At 67.4% G+C, this 22,603-nt stretch carries 21 protein-coding genes and 2 riboswitches; of the genes, 12 read left to right on the plus strand and 9 right to left on the minus strand.

All coding sequences use genetic code 11. The annotated features are described in order from the left end of the window. The first annotated feature begins 36 nt into the window (after positions 1-36). On the plus strand, positions 37-1,467 hold the full coding sequence (locus tag ACSFA8_RS21700; protein WP_435481550.1) for an MFS transporter: 1,431 nt from the start codon (positions 37-39) through the stop codon (positions 1,465-1,467). Positions 1,468-1,511: 44 nt separating this feature from the next. Here the strand turns inward: ACSFA8_RS21700 and ACSFA8_RS21705 are convergent, their stop codons facing one another. Beyond that, positions 1,512-2,600, minus strand: a complete 1,089-nt coding sequence (locus tag ACSFA8_RS21705) for a tartrate dehydrogenase (RefSeq protein ID WP_435481551.1) — start codon at positions 2,598-2,600, stop codon at positions 1,512-1,514. Between the two features lie 113 nt (positions 2,601-2,713). On the opposite strand from ACSFA8_RS21705, the gene ACSFA8_RS21710 reads away from it, so the two are divergent. Next, positions 2,714-3,643, plus strand: coding sequence for a LysR substrate-binding domain-containing protein (locus tag ACSFA8_RS21710; protein ID WP_435481552.1), 930 nt, complete (start codon positions 2,714-2,716; stop codon positions 3,641-3,643). A gap of 8 nt (positions 3,644-3,651) precedes the next feature. On the opposite strand, the gene ACSFA8_RS21715 is transcribed toward ACSFA8_RS21710, so the two are convergent. Beyond that, complete coding sequence (locus ACSFA8_RS21715) at positions 3,652-4,629, minus strand: Bug family tripartite tricarboxylate transporter substrate binding protein (protein ID WP_435481553.1); 978 nt, start codon at positions 4,627-4,629, stop codon at positions 3,652-3,654. A 285-nt stretch (positions 4,630-4,914) separates the two neighbouring features. Here ACSFA8_RS21715 and ACSFA8_RS21720 point away from each other — a divergent pair, with 285 nt between their 5' ends. The 4 genes from ACSFA8_RS21720 (at position 4,915) to ACSFA8_RS21735 (ending at position 9,164) form a co-directional block, all read left to right on the plus strand. Beyond that, positions 4,915-5,037 carry a hypothetical protein gene (locus tag ACSFA8_RS21720; RefSeq protein WP_435481554.1) on the plus strand — a complete coding sequence of 41 codons (123 nt, stop codon included), beginning with the start codon at positions 4,915-4,917 and terminating at the stop codon, positions 5,035-5,037. Between the two features lie 2 nt (positions 5,038-5,039). Next, on the plus strand, positions 5,040-6,935 hold the full coding sequence (locus ACSFA8_RS21725; RefSeq protein ID WP_435481555.1) for a bifunctional sugar phosphate isomerase/epimerase/4-hydroxyphenylpyruvate dioxygenase family protein: 1,896 nt from the start codon (positions 5,040-5,042) through the stop codon (positions 6,933-6,935). 30 nt (positions 6,936-6,965) lie between these two features. After that, the gene (locus ACSFA8_RS21730; protein ID WP_435481556.1) at positions 6,966-8,366 is read left to right on the plus strand and encodes an MFS transporter; all 1,401 of its coding nucleotides are present in this window, start codon (positions 6,966-6,968) and stop codon (positions 8,364-8,366) included. Between the two features lie 123 nt (positions 8,367-8,489). Continuing rightward, the gene (locus ACSFA8_RS21735) at positions 8,490-9,164 is read left to right on the plus strand and encodes a DsbA family oxidoreductase (RefSeq protein ID WP_435481557.1); all 675 of its coding nucleotides are present in this window, start codon (positions 8,490-8,492) and stop codon (positions 9,162-9,164) included. 117 nt (positions 9,165-9,281) lie between these two features. Here ACSFA8_RS21735 and ACSFA8_RS21740 read toward each other — a convergent pair whose 3' ends face one another. Next, positions 9,282-10,145, minus strand: coding sequence for a LysR family transcriptional regulator (locus tag ACSFA8_RS21740; protein WP_435481558.1), 864 nt, complete (start codon positions 10,143-10,145; stop codon positions 9,282-9,284). Positions 10,146-10,211: 66 nt separating this feature from the next. Here ACSFA8_RS21740 and ACSFA8_RS21745 point away from each other — a divergent pair, with 66 nt between their 5' ends. Further along, positions 10,212-11,426, plus strand: coding sequence for a YbfB/YjiJ family MFS transporter (locus ACSFA8_RS21745; protein ID WP_435481559.1), 1,215 nt, complete (start codon positions 10,212-10,214; stop codon positions 11,424-11,426). Between the two features lie 13 nt (positions 11,427-11,439). Continuing rightward, positions 11,440-12,033: a carboxymuconolactone decarboxylase family protein gene (locus ACSFA8_RS21750; RefSeq protein ID WP_435481560.1), complete on the plus strand. Its 594-nt coding sequence runs from the start codon at positions 11,440-11,442 to the stop codon at positions 12,031-12,033. A gap of 6 nt (positions 12,034-12,039) precedes the next feature. On the opposite strand, the gene ACSFA8_RS21755 is transcribed toward ACSFA8_RS21750, so the two are convergent. Then, complete coding sequence (locus ACSFA8_RS21755; protein WP_435481561.1) at positions 12,040-12,669, minus strand: flavin reductase family protein; 630 nt, start codon at positions 12,667-12,669, stop codon at positions 12,040-12,042. A 49-nt stretch (positions 12,670-12,718) separates the two neighbouring features. Next, entirely contained in the window at positions 12,719-13,768 is a 1,050-nt protein-coding gene (locus ACSFA8_RS21760) for an ornithine cyclodeaminase (RefSeq protein WP_435481562.1), read from the minus strand. Positions 13,769-13,889: 121 nt separating this feature from the next. Between ACSFA8_RS21760 and ACSFA8_RS21765 the strand changes: the two genes are divergently transcribed. From ACSFA8_RS21765 to ACSFA8_RS21780, 4 genes are all read left to right on the plus strand, one after another. Further along, entirely contained in the window at positions 13,890-14,312 is a 423-nt protein-coding gene (locus tag ACSFA8_RS21765; protein WP_435481563.1) for an Lrp/AsnC family transcriptional regulator, read from the plus strand. A gap of 104 nt (positions 14,313-14,416) precedes the next feature. After that, positions 14,417-15,301, plus strand: coding sequence for a DUF3014 domain-containing protein (locus ACSFA8_RS21770; protein ID WP_435481564.1), 885 nt, complete (start codon positions 14,417-14,419; stop codon positions 15,299-15,301). A gap of 167 nt (positions 15,302-15,468) precedes the next feature. Further along, entirely contained in the window at positions 15,469-16,188 is a 720-nt protein-coding gene (locus tag ACSFA8_RS21775) for a Crp/Fnr family transcriptional regulator (protein WP_435481565.1), read from the plus strand. 12 nt (positions 16,189-16,200) lie between these two features. Continuing rightward, positions 16,201-17,022, plus strand: coding sequence for a Crp/Fnr family transcriptional regulator (locus ACSFA8_RS21780; RefSeq protein WP_435481566.1), 822 nt, complete (start codon positions 16,201-16,203; stop codon positions 17,020-17,022). On the opposite strand, the gene ACSFA8_RS21785 is transcribed toward ACSFA8_RS21780, so the two are convergent. The 4 genes from ACSFA8_RS21785 to gcvT form a co-directional block, all read right to left on the minus strand. Further along, positions 17,001-17,411 (minus strand): hypothetical protein, encoded by a 411-nt coding sequence (locus ACSFA8_RS21785; RefSeq protein ID WP_435481567.1) that lies wholly within the window; start codon positions 17,409-17,411, stop codon positions 17,001-17,003. The genes ACSFA8_RS21780 and ACSFA8_RS21785 overlap by 22 nt on opposite strands. Before the next feature lie 321 nt (positions 17,412-17,732). Further along, positions 17,733-20,633, minus strand: coding sequence for an aminomethyl-transferring glycine dehydrogenase (gene gcvP / locus ACSFA8_RS21790; protein ID WP_435481568.1), 2,901 nt, complete (start codon positions 20,631-20,633; stop codon positions 17,733-17,735). A 127-nt stretch (positions 20,634-20,760) separates the two neighbouring features. Then, positions 20,761-21,132, minus strand: coding sequence for a glycine cleavage system protein GcvH (gene gcvH / locus ACSFA8_RS21795; protein ID WP_435481569.1), 372 nt, complete (start codon positions 21,130-21,132; stop codon positions 20,761-20,763). 41 nt (positions 21,133-21,173) lie between these two features. After that, positions 21,174-22,343 carry a glycine cleavage system aminomethyltransferase GcvT gene (gene gcvT / locus ACSFA8_RS21800; protein WP_435481570.1) on the minus strand — a complete coding sequence of 390 codons (1,170 nt, stop codon included), beginning with the start codon at positions 22,341-22,343 and terminating at the stop codon, positions 21,174-21,176. Positions 22,344-22,388: 45 nt separating this feature from the next. Then, a riboswitch (glycine riboswitch) is annotated at positions 22,389-22,489 on the minus strand. Positions 22,490-22,501: 12 nt separating this feature from the next. After that, positions 22,502-22,592: riboswitch (glycine riboswitch) on the minus strand. Positions 22,593-22,603 lie beyond the last annotated feature (11 nt).

Below are 22,603 nucleotides of genomic sequence, written 5' to 3' on the forward strand. Positions count from 1 at the left end.
GTTAAGTCAGTTCCGCTGGCTATGCTCGGAGCCTTCATGACATCTGCTCCAACCGAGGCATCCGCCACCGACCCGCGCCGCGGCACCCTCATCGCATGGCTCGTGGCCGCCGCGTTCTTCATGGAGAACCTCGATGCCACGGTCATTACCACTGCCGTGCCGGCGATGGCACAGAGCTTCGGGGTGGCGCCGGCGGCGCTGGCGATCGGCATCAGCGCCTACCTGCTGGCGCTGGCCGTCTTCATTCCCGTGAGTGGTTGGGTGGCCGACCGTTTCGGGCCCCGCCATGTGTTCGCCGGTGCGGTGCTGGTGTTCACGCTGGCCTCGGTGGCCTGCGGTCTGGCGCAGAGCCTGCCGACGTTCGTGATGGCGCGCATCGCGCAGGGCATCGGCGGCGCGCTGATGGTGCCGGTCGGGCGCCTCGTCGTGTTGCGCAGCACGCCCAAGAGCGGGCTGGTGAAGGCCATTGCCACCATCACCTGGCCCGGACTGGCCGCGCCGGTGCTGGGCCCTCCGCTGGGCGGCTGGATCGCCAGCACCTGGAGTTGGCACTGGATCTTTTTCCTGAACGTGCCGCTCGGCGCTATTGCACTGCTGCTCGCGCTGCGCTGGATCGACGACGCGCCGGGACGGCAGCGCCCGTTCGACGCGCGCGGCTTCGTCGCCAGCGGGGCCGGGCTGGCTGCACTGATGTACGGGCTCGACCTGCTGAGCCACACGCGCATCGACTGGCCGCAAGCGGGCGCTTTCATCTGTACCGGCGCGGCGGCGCTCGGCTATGCGGTGTGGCACCTGCGACGCACGCCGCATCCGCTGGTCGATCTGTCGGTATTCGGCGTGCAGACCTTTCGCGTGTCGGTGCTGGGCGGCTCGCTCTTTCGCATCGCGATCAGCAGCGCACCGTTCCTGTTGCCGCTGATGTTCCAGCTGGCCTTCGGCTTCAGCATGGTCGCTTCGGGTTTCATGATGCTGGCGCTGTTCGCGGGTAATCTGGGCATGAAGCCGGCCACGAGTTGGGTGATGCGGCGCCTCGGTTTTCGCGGCACGCTGGTGGCCAACGGGTTGCTGGTGGCATTGGGCTTTGCCGCCTGCGCCGCGCTCTCGGCCGACACGCCGCTGGCGCTCATGGCGGCGGTGATGGTGTTCTGCGGCATGTGCCGGTCGATGCAGTTCACCGCCTTCAACACGCTTGCCTTCTGCGACACCACGCCGGCGCAGACCAGCGGCGCGACCACTTTGTTCAGCATGTTCCAGCAACTGGGCGCCGGCATCGGCATCGCGTTCGGCGCCATCGCGCTCAGCGTGGCCGAGCGCTTCACCGGCAACGCCGGCCATCCCGGCGCCATCGACTTCCGCATCGCGCTGGGGCTGGTGACGCTGCTGGCCCTGCTGGCCTTGATCGATGCGGTTCGGCTGCCGCGCGATGCCGGCAGCCGCGTCAGCGGGCATCCGGCCCGTGCCGCCTAGCATCGCAGCGATCTCCTCTGCGCAGCGCGCCGGCCGCGGCCCGATCAGGCCGCCTTGCGCTGCGTGCCCGCCATCACCTGGCCGCACACGGCACGGGTGACCTCCGCCGTGGTGGCTGTGCCGCCGAGGTCGCGCGTGTGCAGCGACTTGTCGGCCGTGACCTGCTCGATCGCGGCCATTGCAATCCGGGCGGCTTCGGTCTCGCCGAGATGCTCCAGCAGCATCACGACCGACCAGAAAGTGCCGACCGGATTGGCCAGGCCCTTGCCCATGATGTCGAAGGCCGAGCCGTGGATCGGCTCGAACATCGACGGGTAGCGGCGCTCGGGGTCGATGTTGCCGGTGGGCGCGATGCCGAGGCTGCCGGCCAGCGCCGCAGCCAGGTCGCTGAGGATGTCGGCATGCAGGTTGGTCGCGACGATGGTGTCGAGTGTGGCGGGGCGGTTCACCATGCGCGCCGTCGCGGCGTCGACCAGTTCCTTGTCCCAGGTCACGTCCGGGAACTCCTTGCTGATCTGCAGCGCGATCTCGTCCCACATCACCATGGCGTGGCGCTGGGCGTTGCTCTTGGTGACGACGGTCAGCAGCTTGCGCGGGCGCGCCTCGGCCAGCTTGAACGCAAAACGCATGATGCGTTCGACGCCGGCGCGGGTCATCATCGACACGTCGGTGGCGGCCTCGATGGGGTGGCCCTGGTGCACGCGCCCGCCCACGCCGGCGTATTCGCCTTCGGAGTTCTCGCGCACGATGACCCAGTCGAGGTCGTCCGGGCCGCAGCGCTTCAGCGGCCCGTCGATGCCGGGCAGGATGCGGGTCGGGCGCACATTGGCGTACTGGTCGAAGCCCTGGCAGATCTTCAGGCGCAGGCCCCACAGGGTGATGTGGTCGGGGATGTGCGGATCGCCGGCCGAGCCGAACAGGATCGCGTCCTTGTCGCGCAGGGCGTCCAGGCCGTCGTCCGGCATCATGACGCCGTGTTCGCGGAACCAGTCGCCGCCCCAGCCGAAGTTCTCGAACTCGAAGCGGAAACCGTTGCCGGCCGAGGCCAGCGCTTCCAGCAACTGCTGGCCGGCGGGCACGACTTCCTTGCCGATGCCGTCGCCGGGGATGGTTGCAATCTTGTAGGTCTTCATGGGGTGTCCAGCTCGCTTTGTTGAAGGGATGCAGTACTGTAAAAACCAGGGGATGCTTCGGCACGCCGCCGAAGTGAATCCATCCTTAACCTCAACTCAACAATCGGAGCGCCATGAGCAGCGGAATCCAGCCGGCCGACCTGGGCTTCTTCTCGACGCTGGCGAGCGCCGGCAGCCTCAGCGCGGCGGCGCGCGAGCTCGGCGTGACCACGCCCGCCGTGAGCAAGCATCTGGCACTGATGGAGTCGAGGGTGGGCGTGGCGCTGGTCAACCGGACCACGCGGCGCATGAGCCTAACGCCGGAGGGCGAGCTGTACCTGGAGCATGCGCGCCGCATCCTCGGGGAGATCGACGGCATGGAGGAACTGCTGGGCGTCTCGAAGGCAACGCCCAAGGGGTTGCTGCGCGTAAACGCGACGCTGGGCTTCGGGCGCAGCCATGTGGCGCCCGTGATTTCGCGCTTCGTGCGCAAGCACCCGCAGGTCGAGGTTCAGTTGCAGCTGTCGGTCAACCCGCCGCCCCTGACCGACGACGCCTTCGACATCTGCATCCGCTTCGGCGCGCCGCCGGACTCGCGGGTGATCGCGCGGCGCATCGCCGGCAATCGCAGGCTGTTGTGTGCCGCGCCAGCCTACCTGGCGAAGCACGGCATGCCGAAGGTGCCCAACGATCTCACCAGGCACAACTGCATCGGCATCCGGCAAGGCGAAGAGGCCTACGGCGTGTGGCGCCTGGCCAGCGGAAGAGGGCGCAATGCCAGCGTCGAGGCGGTCAAGACCCGGGGCAACCTGACCACCAACGACGGCGAGATCGCCGTCAACTGGGCGCTCGATGGCCATGGCATCCTGATGCGTGCCGAGTGGGACATCGAGCGCTATCTGCGCAACGGCCGCTTGGTGCAGGTGCTGCCGCAGTACCACACGCCGGATGCGGACATCCACGCGGTGTACCCGCAGCGGCATCAGCTGGCCGCGCGGGTTCGGGCGTTCGTGGACTTCATGGCGCTGTCATTCGAGCAGCAGTCGGCCCCTGACAAGGCCTGAGGCGCCGGTCAGTCGATCGCGACCTTGGCGTCCTTCACCAGCTTTGCATACTTCGCCGTGTCGTCCTTGATCTGCGCGGCCATCTCGGCCGGCGTGTTGCCGACCGGCTCGGCGCCGGCTTCTTCCATGCGCTTCTTGAAGTCGGGCGACTGGATGATCCTGACCATCTCGGCATTGAGCTTTGCAACCACCTCCTTCGGCGTGCCCGCGGGGGCGAGGATGCCGAACCAGGTGCCCTGATCGAAGTCCTTCAGGCCGGCCTCGGCCAGCGTCGGCACATCGGGCAGGGTGCTCGAGCGCCTGGCCGTGGTCACGGCGAGTGCGCGCAGCTTGCCACCCTTGATGTGCTGGACGACCGGCGGCAGCGTGTCGAACGACATGTCGACCTGGCCGCCGAGCAGGTCGGTGGTGAGGGGCGCGCTGCCCTTGTAGGGCACGTGCAGGATGTCGATGCCGGTCTGGCTCGAGAACTGCGTGCCGATCAGGTGCTGAACGGTGCCATTGCCGTTCGATCCGTAGGAGAGCTTGCCGGGCGACGCCTTGGCCAGCGCGACCAGGCTCTTGACGTCTGTCGCCGGCGACTTCGCGTTGATCACCAGCACGTTGGGCACCAGCGCGACGGTGGTGACGGGGGCGAAGCTCTTCTCGAAGTCGTAGGGCAGCTTCTTGTAGACGCTGGTGGCGATGGTGTGGTGCACGGCGCCCATCAGCAGCGTGTAGCCGTCCGGCTTGGCCTTGGCCACATAGTCCGCGCCCAACGTGGCACCGGCGCCGGGCTTGCTCTCGACGATGACAGGTTGCCCGAGGCTTTGCGAAAGCGGCGTGGTCAGCGCGCGGGCCAGCACGTCGGAACTGCCGCCGGGCGGGAACGGCACCACCAGCGTGATCGGCTTGGCAGGCCAGCCTTGTGCGGCGGCAGCGCTGGCAGCGAGGCCGAGAGCGAGCGCGGTCAGTGCCGCGCGGGGGCGGAATCCGGGTGTCTGCATGGTCTGTCTCCTTGGAAGTCCGGGGACTGTAGGTTTCGCGGGCGATGTTGATTCGAGCTCGAAGTGAAACCGTCGTTAACCTGAACTCAACAATGGCAGCGAAGCGGCGCGGGGGTGTGCAGGGCGAGGCGGCCTAGGTGAAACCCCAGGTCCGTCCGAATAGCGCGCGCATTTGAACGATGATCGATCACACCCTAGGCCGGCAGCGTTGTGAGAGGCATGGCGGGCTCCTAAAGTCGCATCGCGCTGTCGATCCGGACGGCGCGATCCAGGAGACAACGCACCATGAACAACCCGAAATCCGACGACGTGGGCCGGGCCGTGGCCACGCTGGCCGCGGGCGATCTGCCGTTCACGACCGGTGCGGCGATCCAGGTCGACGGCGGCATGCACATCCACCAGTACTGACCATGCACCGCTCCATCGCCACGGTGTCGCTCAGCGGCACGCTGCGCCAGAAGCTCGAAGCCATTGCGGCCGCCGGCTTCAACGGCATCGAGTTGTTCGAGAACGACTTCATCAACTTCAACGGCACCGCCGCCGCGTTGGGGCGCATCACCGCCGACCTTGGCCTGTCGATCGACCTGTACCAGCCCTTCCGCGATTTCGAGGGCATGCCGGAGGCACAGTTCCAGCGCAGCCTGGAACGCGCCGAGCGCAAGTTCGATCTGATGCAGGCGATGGGTGCGTCGCTGATGCTGTGCTGCTCGAACACCTCGCCGCTGACCCTCGACGACCCGGCGCGCGCTGCCGCGCAATTGCACGAACTGGCCGAGCGCGCCGCACGGCGCGGCATGCGCGTCGGGTTCGAGGCACTGGCCTGGGGCCGTGCGACCTCGCTGTACGGGCAGGCCTGGGACATCGTGCGTCGCGCCGACCACCCGCAGCTCGGGCTGGTTCTCGACAGCTTCCACACGCTGTCGCTGAAAGACGATCCCGCCGGCATCGTCGACATTCCGGGCGACAAGATCTTCTTTCTGCAGATGGCCGATGCGCCGCTGCTGGCCATGGACGTGCTGCAGTGGGCGCGCCACCACCGCTCGTTTCCGGGGCAGGGCGACTTCGATGTCGTGACCTTCTTCGAGAAGACATTGCTGGCCGGCTACACCGGCCCGCTCTCGCTCGAGATCTTCAACGACGTGTTCCGGGAAACGCCGAACCGCCGCACCGCGGTGGATGCGATGCGCTCGCTGCTGTACCTTGAAAGCGAGGCGCGAACCCGGTTGGCGGCCGCGCAGGCAGAACGCCCGCAGCGCGTGCTGGAGACTGTCGAACTGTTCAGCCCGCCCCCGGTGCCGGCGCTGTCAGGCTTCTCATTCCTCGAGTTCGCCGCCGACGAGGCAGCGGCCGAAACGCTTGGCACGTTGCTGCGGCAGCTTGGCTTTCGCCGCGTCGGGCGCCATCGCTCGAAGGCCGTGGTCTTGTACCGGCAGGGTGACATCCACCTGATCGTCAATGCGCAGCCGGCTTCGTTTGCACGCGGCCGTTTCGACGCGCACGGCGCATCGGTGTGCGCGCTCGGCCTGCGCGCGGCCGACCCGGTGGCGGCAGTGGAGCGCGCCACCGGCATGCGCTCACAGCGCCACGACAGCCCGCTCGGGCCGGGCGAACTGCCGGTGCCGGCCATGATCGCGCCGGGCGGCAACCTGGTTCACTTCGTCTCGTCGGCGCTGGGCACCACGGGCCTGTACGAGGCCGACTTCGTTCTGGAAGACGGCGGCGCCGATGCCACCGACGCCGGCCTGCAGGTCATCGACCACGTGGCGCTCGGCCTGGCGCCAGACCAGCTCGACACCTGGGTGCTGTTCTCGCGTGCAGTGCTGGGCCTGGAGCCGGGCGAGAGCCTGGAGCTGGCCGACCCGTTCGGCCTGATCCGCAGCCGCGGGGTGGCCAATGCCGAGCGCAGCGTGCGGCTGGTGCTCAACGTGTCGCAGAGCCAGCGCACGCGCACCGCGCGCACGGTGAGCAAGACCGGCGGCGGCGCGGTGCACCACATCGCGCTGCGCTGCGAAGACATCTTCGCCACGGTCGCGCGGCTGCGTGCCAACGGCACGCGCTTCGTGCCGATCTCCGACAACTACTACGACGACCTGCCGACGCGGCTGGACATCGACGCTGCACTGGTCGCGCGCATGCGAGCGGCCGGCGTGCTGTTCGACCGCTCGCCGGCCGGCGTCTATCTGCACAGCTACACCGAGAGTTTCGGGCAGGGACTGTTTTTTGAAATCGTGCAGCGTATCGACGCGTACGACGGCTATGGCGCCAGCAATGCACCGGCGCGCATGGCATCGCAGGCGCAGGAATGACTTTTCATCTCATCAACAAGGGAGACAACCATGGCCAATACAGCCACGCATGAGCCTCACGGCAGGCACCAGTCGAAGAAAGCCACAGCCAGCGGCTGGATCGGCTCGGCGCTGGAGTACTACGACTTCTTCATCTACGCCACGGCAGCGGCGCTGATCTTTCCGCAGATCTTCTTTCCCAAGGGCGATCCGCAGATCGCCATCATCGCGTCGCTCGCGACCTATGGCGTCGGCTACGTGGCGCGGCCGATCGGCGCCTTCGTGCTGGGCCACTGGGGCGATACGCACGGCCGCAAGAACGTGCTGATCATGTGCATGTTCCTGATGGGCTTTTCGACCGTGGCCGTCGGCCTGTTGCCGACCTATGACCAGGTCGGCCTGTGGGCACCCGCGCTGCTGGTGCTGATGCGTCTGATCCAGGGCTTCGCAGTGGCCGGCGAGATCTCCGGTGCCAGCTCCATGATCCTCGAGCACGCACCGTTCGGCCGGCGCGGCTTCTTCGCCAGCTTCACGCTGCAGGGCGTGCAGGCCGGGCAGATCCTGGCTGCCGCGGTGTTTCTGCCGCTGGCGCACTACATGCCGGCCGAGCAGTTCAATTCGTGGGGCTGGCGCATTCCGTTCCTGATGAGCTTCCTTGTCATCGTGGCGGGCTACATCATTCGCCGCGAGGTCGACGAGACCCCCGCGTTCGCCGAAGTCGACAAGGCCGGCAAGGTGCAGAAGGCACCCGTCGTCCAGGCCGTCATGGAAAGCTGGCGCGACATGCTGCGCGTGATGTGCTGCTCGCTGATGAACGTGATCCCGGTGGTCACCACGATCTTCGGCGCGGCGTACGCAGTGCAGCCGGGATACGGCATCGGCTTCGAGAAAGACGTCTACCTCTGGATCCCGGTGATGGGCAACATCGTGGCGGTGATCGTGATTCCGTTCGTCGGCAACCTGTCGGACAAGATCGGCCGCCGGATCCCGATCATGGTGGGCGCCATCGGTGCCGGGCTGCTGTCGTTCGGCTACCTCTACGCCATCAGCATCCACAACGTACCCATGGCGATCGTCATGTCGCTGCTGATGTGGGGCGTGGTCTACCAAGGCTACAACGCGGTGTTCCCGAGCTTCTACCCGGAAATGTTCCCGACCCGCACCCGCGTCTCCGGCATGGCGATCTCGCAGAACCTCGGCACGCTCGTCACGGCACTGCTGCCGGCGCTGTTCGTGGCCGTGGCGCCCCCTGGCGCCACCAACATCCCGATGCTGATCGGCTCCATCACGCTCGGCGTCTGCGTGGTCGCAGCCATCGCGGCCTTTACCGCCCGCGAGACCTATCGGGTACACATGAACGATCTGGGCGATGCCGATGCGGTGCCCGTTCCCAGGCCGGAGTACGACCGGCTGCGCGAGCAGACGCTCGCCGGTGCCGCCCAGGCTGCGTGAACGCAGACGCCCCGGCGGGAGCCGGGGCCGGCAAGCCCTTGCAAGCCCTTGCAATGGCAAAGGTCGCCGCCACTGTGAAGAATCAGGGATTCCTGTTTCTTCACAGCCTGTGCGGCGATTGCCATGACCTCTTCACTCCAGATCGATTTTGTGTCCGACGTGTCCTGCCCCTGGTGCGCCATCGGGCTCGGCGCGCTCGAGGCCGCACTGGCGCGCGTGGCGCCCGATGTGAAAGCCGAGCTGCACTTTCAGCCTTTCGAACTCAATCCCGGGATGGTGCCCGAGGGCCAGGACATCTTTGAACACTTGAACCAGAAGTACGGCTCCTCGCGCGAGCAGCAGGCGCAGGCGCGGGAAATGATCCGCCAGCGCGGTGAGGCGGTCGGCTTCGTGTTCGGCGAAGGCCAGCGCAAGCGCGTGTGGAACACCTTCGACGCGCACCGCCTGCTGCACTGGGCCGAACTCGAAAGCGTGGAACGCCAGCGCGCGCTGAAGAAGGCGCTGTTCAAGGCCTACTTCACCGATGGCGAGAACCCGTCGGATCACGACCTGCTGCTGCGCGTGGCGGGCGAAGCCGGCCTTGACGTGGCCCGCGCCCGCGAGATTCTGTCCGGCGACGAATACGCCGACGCGGTGCGTGCGCGCGAAAAGCTCTACACCGACGCCGGCATCCATTCGGTGCCCGCGATCATCATCAACAACCAGCACCTGATCTCGGGCGGGCAGCCGGTCGAGGTGTTCGAGCGGGCGCTGCGGCAGATTGCGGGGGCGCAGCCGTCGGCGGTTGCCACCGCCTGATCGAACCCGAAGCCCGCAGCCGGACGGTGATCCGCTGCGCGTCGGCCGCCCTGCCGAAGGATCTGCAGCTACGGTAGAAGAAGGGCTCGCGGCGTCTATCGCGCGGGGCGCCTGGCGCTATGGTTTTTGCAGCATCTCGGTCAGCCGCAGCAGCGCCACCGACGGCGTTCCGCGCCACACCAGGTGCGTGCGGCTGGTGCGTATGCGCTCGGGCAGCGCGTGCTGGCGCACATCGGCAGTGGCGCGCAGCGCCTTGAGCACCGAGACCGGCACGATCGCAAAACCGGTGCCGGCCGCAACGCAGGCGATCATGGCCTGGTACGACGAGAACTCGAGCGAGCGCGTCGGCGCCACGCCGCCGCTGCCGAGCCATTGTTCGAGCAGGCGGCGGTACGAACAGCCATTGGCAAAGGCGATCAGCGTGGATTCGGCCAGGTCGGCCGGCCGCTTGACTGCCGCCACGCTGCGCGCCGTGATCAGCACCAGCTCTTCCTCGAACACCGGTTGCGTTTGCAGGCCCGGCGCCGAGAAGGGCTCCGACACGAAGGCGGCCTCCACCTCGAAGGCGTTAATGCGCTGCAGCAGCGCGCCGGTGGTGCCCGTGACCAGCTCGACCACCACGCCCGGGTAGCGCTGGTGAAAGCGCGAGAGCACCGGCGCCAGCCGGCTGCCGGCGGTGCTTTCGAGCGAGCCGAGCCGGAAGGTGCCCAGCGGCAGGCCGCTCTTGAACCCGCTCTCCGCTTCGTCCGCCAGGCGCAGCAGCCGGTCGGCGTAGGGCAGCAGCGCCACGCCGGCCGGCGACAGCGCCAGCGAGCGCCCCTCGCGCCGAAACAGCTTGTGGCCCAGGCGCTCTTCCAGTTGCTTGATGCGCGTGGTGACGTTCGACTGCACCCGATTGAGCTTGCCGGCCGCGCGGATCACGCCGCCCTCGCTCACCACGGTGCGGAAGATTTCGAGCGAGTCTAGGTCGATGATTCTCATAAACAGAATGATTGTTCTGGATTATTCATTTGTGCCGTGTGACGATTGTGCGTCCAATGGGACGCCATGTCGAACAACCCCAACAACCCTGCTTCCTCCCGGCCGATGGCCGGACACACCTCCTTTCTCGCGGTGTGCGCTGCCGGCGCGCTGGCGCTGGCCATCGCGATGGGCATCGGCCGCTTCGCCTTCACGCCCATGCTGCCGCTGATGGTTCGCGAGGGCAGCCTCGATCTTGCGAGCGGCGGCTGGCTTGCCGCGGCCAACTACGCGGGCTACCTGGTGGGCGCGCTGACGGCGGCGCGCATTGCGCTCACGCCGCAGCGGCTCGGGCTGGCCGCGCTGGGCGCCATCGCGCTCACCACGGCGGCCATGGGCTGGACTTCGTCGATCGGGCCTTGGCTGCTGCTGCGCTTCGTGGCCGGCGTGGCGAGCGCCTGGGCGCTGGTCAGCACCAGCGTCTGGGGCCTGGCCTGGCTGGCGCGTTTCGAGCGCCCTGCAGGGGCCGGCATGCTGTACGCAGGGGTTGGCTCGGGCATCGCGCTCGCCGGCCTCTGGTGCTGGCAGGCCGGCGTTGCGGGCGTGCGTGCCGACACGCTGTGGCTGCAGCTCGGCGCGCTGGCGCTGCTGCTAACGGGCGCGGTCGCGGTGTGGATGCCGCGCACCACACCCGCAGCGCCGGCGCCAGCGGCTGCAGGCGCCCGGGCCGAAGCCGGCACCGGCCGCGCCGACTGGAGCCTGGTCATCTGCTACGGGGTGCTCGGCTTCGGCTACATCCTTCCGGCCACCTTTCTGCCGGTGCTGGCGCGCGCCGTGCTCGACGACCCGGCGGTGTTCGGCGCGGCCTGGCCGATGTTCGGCGCGGCCGCGGCGATTTCCACCTGGCTCGCCAGCGTGTTGCTGCGCGGTGTCGGCCGGCTGCGCCTGCTGGCACTGTGCCACCTGCTGATGGCGATCGGCTGCCTGCTGCCGGTGCTGCACCTGTCGGTGGGCTCCGTGCTGGCGGCGGCCCTGCTGGTCGGCGGCACGTTCATGGTGGCGACCATGGCCGGCATGCAGGAGGCGAGGGCGCGCGTGTCGGACAATCCCACCGCGGCGCTCGGGCGCATGACTGCGGCGTTCGCGATCGGGCAGATGGCGGGGCCGATGTTGTCATCGCTGCTGAGTACCCGCAGCGCTGACGACTTCACCGGCCTGTTCATTGCGCTGGCCGTTGGCGCGCTGGCGCTGCTCGCTAGCGCGGCCTGGCTCTGGCGCGAGCGGCCCGCCCCCACTTTTTGAAAGGAAGAATCCCATGCTCCAGCAAGGACACACCCAACCCTGGGCCGAACGCATCCCGATGCCGGCGGCCGACGCAATGTCGGCCGAACAGCGCACCGCCGCGCAGGCCCTGATCGACGGGCCGCGCAAGGCCGTGTTCGGCCCCTTTTTGCCGCTGCTGCAAAGCCCGGTGTTGATGGAGCGCATCGGCAGCACCGGCGAATACCTGCGCTTCGACAGCCAGATCGACCCGCGCGTGCGCGAACTCGTCACCTGCGTCGTCGCGCGCCACACCGGCAACCAGTTCGAGTGGGCGATGCACGCGCCGGCAGCGGTCAAGGCCGGCGTCAGCGTCGATGCGATCGAGGCGCTGCGGCTTGGCCGCCGCGCGGTGCCGCTGGCCGACGACGAGCAGCTCGCGGTCGACCTGGCACTCGAGCTGCTGCAGCAGCATGGCATCAGCGAGCCGACCTGGCGCGCGGCCGATGCGCGCTTCGGCACCCGCACCGTGGTCGAGCTGAGCGCGCTGATCGGCTACTTCACGATGGTGTGCTGGGTCATGAACGTGGCACACACGCCGGTCAAGGCGGCCGAGGGGCAGGCCGGGCTGGTGCCGTTTCCGCTCTAGCCGGCGCTACATCTCGTCGATCGGGGTGCTGCGCACGGCGCCCTGATCCCCGAGCGAATAGCGCTCGCGCGTCTTCACATAGAAGCTGGCGCCGAAGCGCCCGACCGGAAAGTAGTGCTGCAGCCGCACACGCCAGGTCTCGGTGTCGATGAGTTCGTCGCGCGCATGCATCCAGCGCACCTGGCCGATGAAGATCTGGCGGCTTGCGGTCTCGAGCGTTTCCCACAGCGTGCATTCGAAGGCCACGGGTGCTTCGGCAATGCGCGGCGGTTTCACGGCGTTGCTTGGCAATGCCGTGAAGCCCACCACGTCGAGCTCGCTCACGTGCGGCGGATGCCGGTCGCCGCAGCGGTGCATCTGCTCGGCCGTGTCTTCGTCGGCCAGGTGCACCACGAACTCCTTACTGCGCACGATGTTCGCGGCCGTATCCTTGAGCACGCCGTCCTGCAGGCGATTGACGCTGATCATCACGATCGGCGGCTCCTCGCCCAGCATGTTGAACATGCTGAAGGGTGCGGCATTGACCACGCCATCGGGCCCGAGCGTTGTCACCAGCGCAATCGGCCGCGGCACGATCAGGCTGGCCATGAGTTTGTAACGCTGATGCTCGGTAAGGGTGGCGAAGTCGATGTCCATGGCCTGCACGATACCGTGCCCGGCGGCGCTTCAACAACCGGTGCCGTCCTCAGGCAACACGGCGCATCACGGTGCGCGAGGCGCCGGCGCGGGTGTAGCGGAACAGGTCTTTCGGGTCGTCGGCCCAGGGCACCAGTTCGACGTCGACGCCCATGCTGCGCCGGGTGGCCTGGTCGAGCACGTAGCGCAGCGTTGAATAGTCCTCGAGCGCGAAGCCGACCGAGTCGAACACCGTGACCTGGCCGGCATGCTGGCGCCCGACCTCGGTGCCGGCGAGCACGCGCCACAGGTCCACCACCGGAAAGTCTTTCGGCAGTTGCTGGATGTCGCCCTCGATGCGGGTTTGCGGCTCGTACTCCACGAACACCCGCGCGCCGCGCAGCACATCGGCATGCAGTTCGGTCTTGCCGGGGCAATCGCCGCCAACGGCATTGATGTGCATGCCAGGCTCGATCATTCCGGGGGTGAGGATGGTGGCGTAGGCCTTGTCGGCGGTGACGGTGGTCACGATGTCGGCGCCGCGCACCGCCTCCGCGGTGGATTTGGCGCGCATGACCTTGAGCGACGGCCAAGCCGACAGGTTGCGCACAAGCTTGTCGGTGGCGCGGGCGTCCACGTCGTACACCGCGATTTCTTCGATGCCCAGATGGCTGTGGAATGCGAGCGCCTGGAACTCGCTTTGCGCGCCGTTGCCGATCAGCGCCATGCGGCGCGCATCGGGCCGTGCCAGTGCGCGTGCTGCCATCAACGACGTCGCGCAGGTGCGCAAGGCGGTCGCCACGGTCAGCTCCGACAACAACACCGGGTAGCCGGTTTCCACATCCGCCAGCACACCGAAGGCCATCACCGTGTAGAGCCCCTGCGCGGTGTTGCCGGGATGGCCGTTGACGTACTTGAACGCGTAGCTCTTCGCGTTGGACACCGGCATCAGCTCGATCACGCCGATGTCGGAATGGTTGGCAACGCGCGCCGACTTGTCGAAGTCGGCCCAGCGGACAAAGTCTTGCTCGATGGCCTGCGACAACTCGCCGATGAAGGGTGCGACGCCGATGTCCTGAACCAGGCGGGACATGGTGGGAACGTCTACGAAACGGGTCATCGGATGCTCCTGATTTGCCTCCTATTGTTCCCGTCCTTGATGCCAAAGTGAAGAATGCAAGTTGCCAGATTTAACGGTGCTAATTACATTTAGCTCGATAAAAATGGCAATTTGATCAAACATGGACGATACCGACCGGCAACTCCTCGCACTGCTGCGCGACAACGCCCGCATGCCGGTGGTGGCACTGGCGAAAAAGCTGCGCGTGGCGCGGGCCACCGTGCAAAACCGCATCGGCAAGCTGGAGGCCGACGGCACCATCGTCGGCTACACGGTGCGGTTGCGGCCCGAAGCGGAAGGGCACCGCATCCGCGCGATCACCAGCATCGCCATTGATGGCCCGCGCGGCGACGAGGTGCGGCGCGCGTTGCGCGGCAACCCGAACGTGGTGGCGCTGCACACGACCAACGGGCGCTGGGATCTGATGGCCGAGTTGCGCGCCGACACGCTGGAAGCGTTCGACCAGGTGCTCAATGCCATCCGCGCGATCCCGGGTGTTTCAAACACCGAAACCAGCATCCTGCTGTCGACGCACAAGGTCTGAGCGGCGCCCGCGGCCGCCTCGTTCACACGAGGTTACGTGCCCCGCGCGCCGCGGGTTTCCAATGGACGCTTCGAAGCCAAGGCGGCAGCCAGGAGCGAATGAAGATGCCAGCGCGAGATCCCGCCGAGTTCAGGCCCACGCAGCGCGACGCCACCGCCTCGCGCACCATCATCGGCCTGCTGGTCGTCGTGGCCGTCGCTGCCGCCGCATGGTGGTGGTACACCACGCAGCGGCTAGCGCCGGCGCCCGCCGCTGTGCCACCGGCTGCCAGCGCCCCGTCCGCCGACGGCACGCCGCCGCCCGCGGCCCCCGTGGCGAGCGGTCCGCAGTTCCCGATCGACGTGCCGGCCGACGCATCGCCGCCGGCCGATGCCGACGCGCAGGTGGCGCAGGCGCTCGCCGCGCTGCTGGGGCAACCGGCCGTTGCCTCGTTTCTGCAGGTCGACGGCTTTGCGCGGCGCCTGGTCGCCACGGTTGACAGCCTGCCGCGCGAACAGGCCGCTGCCCGCATGTGGCCGGTGCAGCCGACACCGAAGCGCTTTGCAACGACGGGCGAGGGCGCCGGCCCGCAGCGCATCAGCCCCGACAACGCCAGCCGCTATGCGCCCTTCGTGGCGTTCGTGGACAAGGTCGATACGGCGAAGGCCGTGGCGGTCTACATCCAGCTCTATCCGCGGTTCCAGCAGGCCTACGAAGAGTTGGGCTACCCGCAGCGCTACTTCAACGACCGCCTGGTGGCGGTCATCGACCATCTGCTGCAGGCGCCGGAACCGGCCGGGCCGCTGGAGGTAAAACTGACCGAGGTGAAAGGCGAAATCCCCTCGGCGCAGCCTTGGACGCGCTACGAGTTTGCCGACCCGCAACTGCAGGCGCTCTCCGCCGGGCAGAAGATGCTGGTGCGCATGGGGCCGGCCAACGAGAAGCGGCTGAAGGCCAAATTGGTCGAGTTCCGGGCCGGTGTGGTGGCCGGCGCGGTGGGCAAGAGATAGTGTGTGCGCTGGCGCACAGACAAGGTGTCCAAAGCTGAGTTGGTTGTGAAGTAGCCATTTGTGCGGTACCGAACACATCAAGGTTGCCATCGCTGCCATACTGGGCCGGCGTAGCGCAGGAGCCGGCCCGGCATCCTGCAAGCCTGCGCCCACTGAAATTTGCTTGAATGGCTGTTGCCCCCAATCCTCTCCAAAATCAATTGCTGGCTGCGCTGCCCGAGGCCGACTTTCAGCGCTGGCTGCCGCAGCTCGAGCGGGTCGAGATGCCGCTCGGGAAAGTGCTGTACGAATCGGGCAGCACACTGAGCCATGTCTACTTTCCCACCACCTCGATCGTCTCGTTGCTCTACGTGATGGAGAACGGTGCTTCCGCCGAGATCGCGGTGGTCGGCAACGAAGGGATCGTCGGCATCTCCCTCTTCATGGGCGGGGAATCGACACCGAGCCGCGCCGTGGTTCAGAGCGCAGGCCACGGCTTGCGCCTCAAGGCAAAGGCGATCAAGGAAGAGTTCGGCCGGGCGCCCGTGCTGCACCTGCTGTTGCGCTACACCCAGGCGCTCATTACGCAGATGGCGCAAACGGCGGTGTGCAACCGCCACCATACGCTGGACCAGCAGCTGTGCCGATGGCTGCTGCTGAGCCTGGACAGGCTGCAGGGCGACGAACTGGTGATGACGCAGGAGCTGATCGCCAACATGCTCGGCGTTCGCCGCGAGGGCGTGACGGAAAGCGCACTCAAGCTGCAGAAGGCCGGGCTGATCCGCTATTCGCGCGGCCGCATCACGGTGCTGGACCGTCCCGGCCTGGAAGAGCGCACCTGCGAGTGCTATGCGGTGGTGAAGAACGAGTACGACCGGCTGCTGCCCGAGAAGCGCACAAGCCAGTGAGATCCGGCGTTTGTGCGCTGTCAGACGGTCTTTGTCCGGGATAGGGAACATACTGTCCGAACCGATCGGAACTGCGCACGCAGGCAGGGCGGTCGGTGCGAGCCGCATCATCCGAGCGGCAGCAACCTGACGACTGCCTATCTGGCTAATGTCGAGAATCAGCTGATCGCACGACTTCCCCGCAAGGATCGATTGAACATCCTGTCGGTGTGCGAACCGACCGAACTGGTCCTCGCGAAAGTGCTTTGCGAGCCCGGCGAGCCGACCCGCCATGTCTACTTTCCGAAAGACGGATTCATTTCGCTGGTGGCGCGCACCGAGGGTGGTGCCGGCGTGGAGGTCGGCATGGTGGGGCGCGAAGGCATGCTCGGCGCGCAGCTCGTGCTCGGCGTCACGAAGGCGCCACTGCATGGGTTGGTTCAGGGTGCTGGCGCGGCGTGGCGCATCACCGCACGCGACTTCCGCAAAGAGCTGCTGCGAAGTGCGCCCCTGCAACGCAGTTTGCACCGATACGTCCATGTGTTGATGGCCCAGTTGGCGGCATCTGCCGCCTGCCTGCGCTTCCACCAGGTCGGCCCGCGTCTCGCGCGCTGGCTCTTGATGAGCCAGGATCGCGCACACGCCGACCATTTCCATATCACCCACGAGTTCCTTGCGTACATGCTGGGTGTTCGTCGCGTGGGCATCACCACGGCCGCCAGCGCATTGCAGCGCGGCGGGCTGATCGAATACCACCGCGGCGAGATGTCCGTGCTTGACCGTCATGGGCTCGAAGAGGCCGCGTGCAGTTGCTACGCCGCCGACCGCAAGGGCTACGCCGACATCTTGGGCTGACAGACGATGTCTGGTTGGGTCGCCGGGGCGCGGGTTGTTGCGTCGGCCCGTTCGCACGCCAGCGCTGCATGCAGTTGTTCGAGCGCCTCCACGCACTCGAGCACGACGGCTCGCATGTCGGCAACGGTCTTGTGCTCTGGCGACGCGCACAAGGTCAGCGCCGGCTGCGCGGTGCGCCGCATCCGTGCCGTAACCGCGAGGAAGAGAGCATCCCAGTCTTCGGGATCCATGGCCGGAGAGATCGCACGCGGGGGGACGATTGGCGGTGTGGCGTCGTCGGCCTTGAGTGGACGACCGAAGGGCAGGGCACCGACCTTCGCCAGGCTCAGAACCAATTTTGCCGCTCCTGCCTTGCCCGAAGCAGTGAGCAATGGAAAGGTATGGATCATCGCGGTTTCCTCTCGCTCAGGTCGACAGGTTGCAGATGGTTTGTCTGCCGGCTGGCGCAGATCCGTTCGAGATGCTGCGTCGGCTTGCCTTCTTATACGACGGTGAAGTGGGCCGGTCTGTGCGCCACCGCACGCTCTCCAGCGTTGATCGGAGCGCTGAGGTTCCGGGGCGGGATCAGGGCGGCGGGGCACGCTGCTCCGCGAATGTCCCCCGGGCTTCGCCCTCCTCCTTTATTTCGCTGCGCAGCGTGCCCCGCCGCCCTGATCCTGGACGCGGCGTGACCGTCTCGCGCTGGTCACCGCCAGCGGCCTACCCCGGCATCAGACCGTCTCGTAATCGCTCACAGGCAAGCAGCTGCAGAACAGGTTGCGGTCGCCATACACGTTGTCGACCCGACCCACCGGCGACCAGTACTTGGCCTGCTTGAGCGAGGCCAGCGGGAACGCGCCGAGTTCGCGCGAATAGGGGTGGGCCCATTCGGCGCCGAGCAGGCTGGCCGCGGTGTGCGGCGCATGCCGGAGCGGGTTGTCGTCCGCCGGCCAGACACCTTCCTCGATGCGGCGGATCTCGCCGCGGATCGCGATCATCGCGTCGATGAAGCGGTCGAGTTCGGCCAATGGCTCGCTCTCGGTCGGCTCCACCATCAGCGTGCCCGGCACCGGAAAGCTCAGTGTCGGCGCATGGAAGCCGTAGTCGATCAGGCGCTTGGCCACATCCTCCGCGGTGACGCCGCAGGCCTCCTTGATCGGACGCAGATCCAGGATGCACTCGTGCGCCACATGGCCGTTGGCGCTGGCGTAGAGCGTGGGGTAGTGGTCTTTCAGGCGCGCGCTGATGTAGTTGGCGCTCAGGATCGCGGTTTCGGTGGCGGCCTGCAGGCCCTCCGCGCCCATCATGCGGCAGTACATCCAGCTGATCGGCAGCACGGCCGCGTTGCCAAGAGGCGCCGCGGACACCGCGCCGACGCCGTGCGACGCGACGCCGGCCGTGGCGTGGCCGGGCAGAAAGGGCACCAGGTCTTCCACCACGCACACCGGGCCGACACCCGGGCCGCCGCCGCCGTGCGGAATGCAGAAGGTCTTGTGCAGGTTCAGGTGGCTCACGTCGCCGCCGAACTCGCCCGGCGCCGCCACGCCGACCAGCGCATTCATGTTGGCGCCGTCCACATACACGCGGCCGCCGTGCGAATGCACGAGCTCGCAGAGCGCCTTGACGCCGGTCTCGAACACGCCGTGCGTGCTGGGGTAGGTGATCATCACCGCGGCCAGCTTGTCGCTGTGCTTTTCGCAGGCGCGCTTCAGGTCGTCGAGGTCGACATTGCCCTGCGCGTCGCAGGCCGTCACCACCACCTGCATGCCGACCATCTGGGCGCTCGCCGGGTTGGTGCCGTGGGCCGACGAAGGGATCAGGCAGATGTTGCGTCGCTCTTCTCCGCGCGAGGCGTGGAAAGCCTTGATCGCGAGCAGGCCCGCGTACTCGCCCTGCGAGCCGGCGTTGGGTTGCAGGCTGATGCCGGCGTAGCCGGTGGCTTCGCAGAGCCAGTTGCGCAGTTGCTGGTCGAGCTCGGCATAGCCCTTGAGCTGGTCGGCCGGTGCAAACGGATGAATGTTCGCGAACTCCGGCCAGGTGATCGGGATCATCTCGCTCGTGGCATTGAGCTTCATGGTGCAGCTGCCCAGCGGGATCATGCTGCGGTCGAGTGCCAGATCCTTGTCCGAGAGGCTGCGGATGTAGCGCAGCATCGCGGTTTCGCTCTTGTGCGTGTTGAACACCGGATGCGTCAGAAACGCGCTGGTGCGGCGCAGGTCGGCGGGGATGCGCGGCATGGCCTTGTCGGCCAGTTGCTCGAAGCGCGGCATCGGCGTGCCGTGCGGCACGAACAGGGCCCACAGCGTTTCGATGTCGCTGCGTGTTGTGGTTTCGTCGAGCGAGATGCCCAGGTGCGTCTGCAGCCGGTGCCGCAGGTTGACGCTGGCGGCGTGCGCGCGGTCGAGGATGGTCTGCGTGTCGTCGCCGCTTTTCACGGTGAGCGAGTCGAAGGCGGTGCTGTTGACCAGCTCGCGGCCCATCTGCTCCAGCCCCTGCGCCAGGATCGCGGTGAGCGCCGCAACGCGCTGCGCGATGCGCGTGAGCCCCTGCGGGCCGTGGTAGACCGCATACATGCTGGCAACCACCGCGGGCAGCACCTGCGCCGTGCAGATGTTCGACGTGGCCTTTTCGCGGCGGATGTGCTGCTCGCGCGTCTGCAGCGCAAGGCGGTAGGCCGGCGCACCGTGCACGTCGACGCTCACACCCACCAGTCGGCCCGGCAGCGAACGCTTGAATGCATCGCGGCAGGCCAGGTAAGCCGCATGCGGGCCGCCATTGCACATCGGCATGCCGAAGCGCTGCGTGGTGCCGCAGACGATGTCGGCGTCCCATTCGCCCGGCGGCGCGAGCAGGGTCAGCGCGAGCAGGTCGGCGGCGACGCAGAGCGCTGCGCCGATCGCGTGGGCATGGCCGGCCAGCGGCCGCAGGTCGTGCACCTGGCCGGTGGTGCCGGGGTACTGCGCGAGGGCACCGAAGAATTCGCCGCTCGCCATCAGGTGCGGCAGGGTTTCGGCAGCGGTGCTGACCTTGATCTCGATGCCCAGCGGCGCGGCGCGCGTGCGCAGCACTTCGATGGTCTGCGGGTGGCAGTCGCCCGCCACCAGGAACACATTGCTCTTGTTCTTGACGCTGCGCTTGGCGAGCGTCATGGCCTCGGCGGCGGCAGTGGCCTCGTCGAGCATCGAGGCGTTGGCGATCGCCATGCCGGTCAGGTCGCACACCATGGTCTGGAAGTTCAGCAGCGCTTCCATGCGGCCCTGCGAAATCTCGGCCTGGTAGGGCGTGTAGGCGGTGTACCAGGCCGGGTTCTCGAGCACGTTACGCAGGATCACGCCGGGCGTGTGGGTGCCGTAGTAGCCCTGGCCGATGAAGTTGCGCGCGACCTTGTTCTTCGCAGCCATGGCCTTGAGCTCGGCGAGCGCACCGGCCTCGGAAACCGGTGCCGGCAGGTTCATCGGCTTCGCGCGCCGGATCGCTGCCGGCACGATGCCGTCGATCAGTTCCTTGCGCGTGACCGAGCCGATGACCGGCAGCATGCGCGCCTCGTCCGCGGCCTCGATGCCGATGTGGCGCGCGATGAATTCATCGGCATTCTCGAGTTCGTGCAGGGAGGGCAAAGTCTGGATAGGCATGGCAATGAGTGTTGGCGTACCGGTTTTAAAGTGAAACACAGCGGAACCGGCTTTGCCGGGCTGCTGGTGTTGCCCCCGGCAGGGGGTTGGCGAAGCGACACGAAGTGCGCGAAGACTGGGGGCGAGCTCAGCTCTCGGCGAATTTGTCGTAGGTGGTTGCGTCCATCAGCGCGTCGAGCTGCAGCGCATCGCTGAGCTTGACCTTGAAGAACCAGCCAGCCGCGAGCGGGTCGCTGTTGGCGAGCGACGGGTCGGCGCGCAGCGCCTCGTTGACTTCGGTGATCTCGCCCGACACCGGCATGAACACATCGGCTGCGGCCTTGACCGACTCGACCACGCCGGCAACTTCGCCCTGCGCGAAGGTCTTGCCGACTTCGGGCAGGTCGACGAACACCACGTCGCCCAGGGCATCCTGTGCATGCACGGTGATGCCGACGGTGGCGGCGTCGCTGCCGGTGGATTCGACCCACTCGTGGTCTTTGGTGTATTTGACGGTCATCGAAAAGCTCCTGAAGAAAGATGGATGCAAGAAAGTTTTTTTCAGCCGCGAAAGTACCGGGTGGGCACGAACGGCATCGTGGTCACCTCCATCGGCACGGGCTTGCCGCGCACGATGGCCTGCATGCGCGTGCCGGGAGCCGAGAACGCAGTGGCCACATAGCCCATCGCGACCGGCCGGTCGGCGGTCGGGCCGAGCAGGCCGCTGGTGACCTGCCCGATCGGGTGGCCTTCGAAGGATTCGAGCGGCGAGCCGTCGCGCACCGGCACGCGCTCCAGCGCGACCAGGCCGACCCGCTTGCGCGTCAGCGTCTTGTGATCCGTGGTGCCGGCCGCTCCAGTGCTGGCCACCGCCAGCTGCGCCAGCACTTTCTCGGCGCCCGGAAAACCGCCTGCGCGCGCGCCGCCGGCCCGGCGCACCTTCTGCATCGCCCAGTTGAGCGAGGCCTCGACCGGCGTGGTGGTGGTGTCGATGTCGCTGCCATAGAGGCAGAGGCCGGCCTCCAGCCGCAGCGAGTTGCGCGCGCCCAGGCCGATCGGCTTGACCGCCGGTTGCGCGAGCAGCAGCCGCGCCAGCGCCTCGGCGTCGGCGGCCGCGACGGAGATCTCGAAGCCGTCCTCCCCCGTGTAGCCGCTGCGCGTGACGAAGGCATCGATGCCGCCGATCTTCACGCTGCCGCCCGTCATGAACACGAAGCGCTCGATGCCGGGCGACAGGGCCGAAAGCAGGGCCGCCGCCTGCGGGCCCTGCAGCGCCAGCAGCGCATGGTCGGGCAGCGGCTGCACCGCGCAGCGCGCGCCGATCTTCGCCGTGATGTGGGCGATATCGTCGACCTTGCAGGCGCCGTTGACGATCACGAAGAGCGAATCGTCGCGCTCCCGGAAGAACATCAGGTCGTCGAGGATGCCGCCCGCGTCGTTCAGCAGCAGGCCGTAGCGCTGCTTGCCGACCGGCAGATCGATCACGTCGACCGGCATCAGGCTCTCGAACGCGGCGGCTGCGTCCGGGCCACTGAGCCGCAACTGGCCCATGTGCGAGATGTCGAACAGGCCGGCCGCATCGCGCGTGTGCCTGTGCTCGGCCATCAGGCCGGCCGGGTACTGCACCGGCATCGAATAGCCCGCGAAGGGCACCATGCGGGCGCCAAGCTCGACGTGGAGGCCGTGGAGCGGGGTCTTCAGAAGCGTTGCGTTGTCGGACGGAGCGGCCATGGGGTTTTCATTGGGGCAGTCGAATTCCATGGCGCGACGCCATGGGCCACCCCTGCTGTCCCTGGTACCTGAGAGATTCGCCCCACGATCGGGGTTTGCTCCTTCGGTGGGCCGACGCGGATCGGCCTCTCTCCAGCAAGGAAACGCCCGATTGCGCGAGCGTCTTGTCAGTCCTTTTGCCTGAGCGTTCGGAGGGTTCCTGCGCCTTCGGCGGCCCCGGCTGGCGGGGCGCTCTCCTGACCCTGGCGAGTGTAGTGGAT

The organism is Variovorax nitratireducens (genome assembly GCF_051216545.1).
In the GTDB taxonomy this organism is placed as follows: Bacteria; Pseudomonadota; Gammaproteobacteria; order Burkholderiales; family Burkholderiaceae_C; genus Variovorax.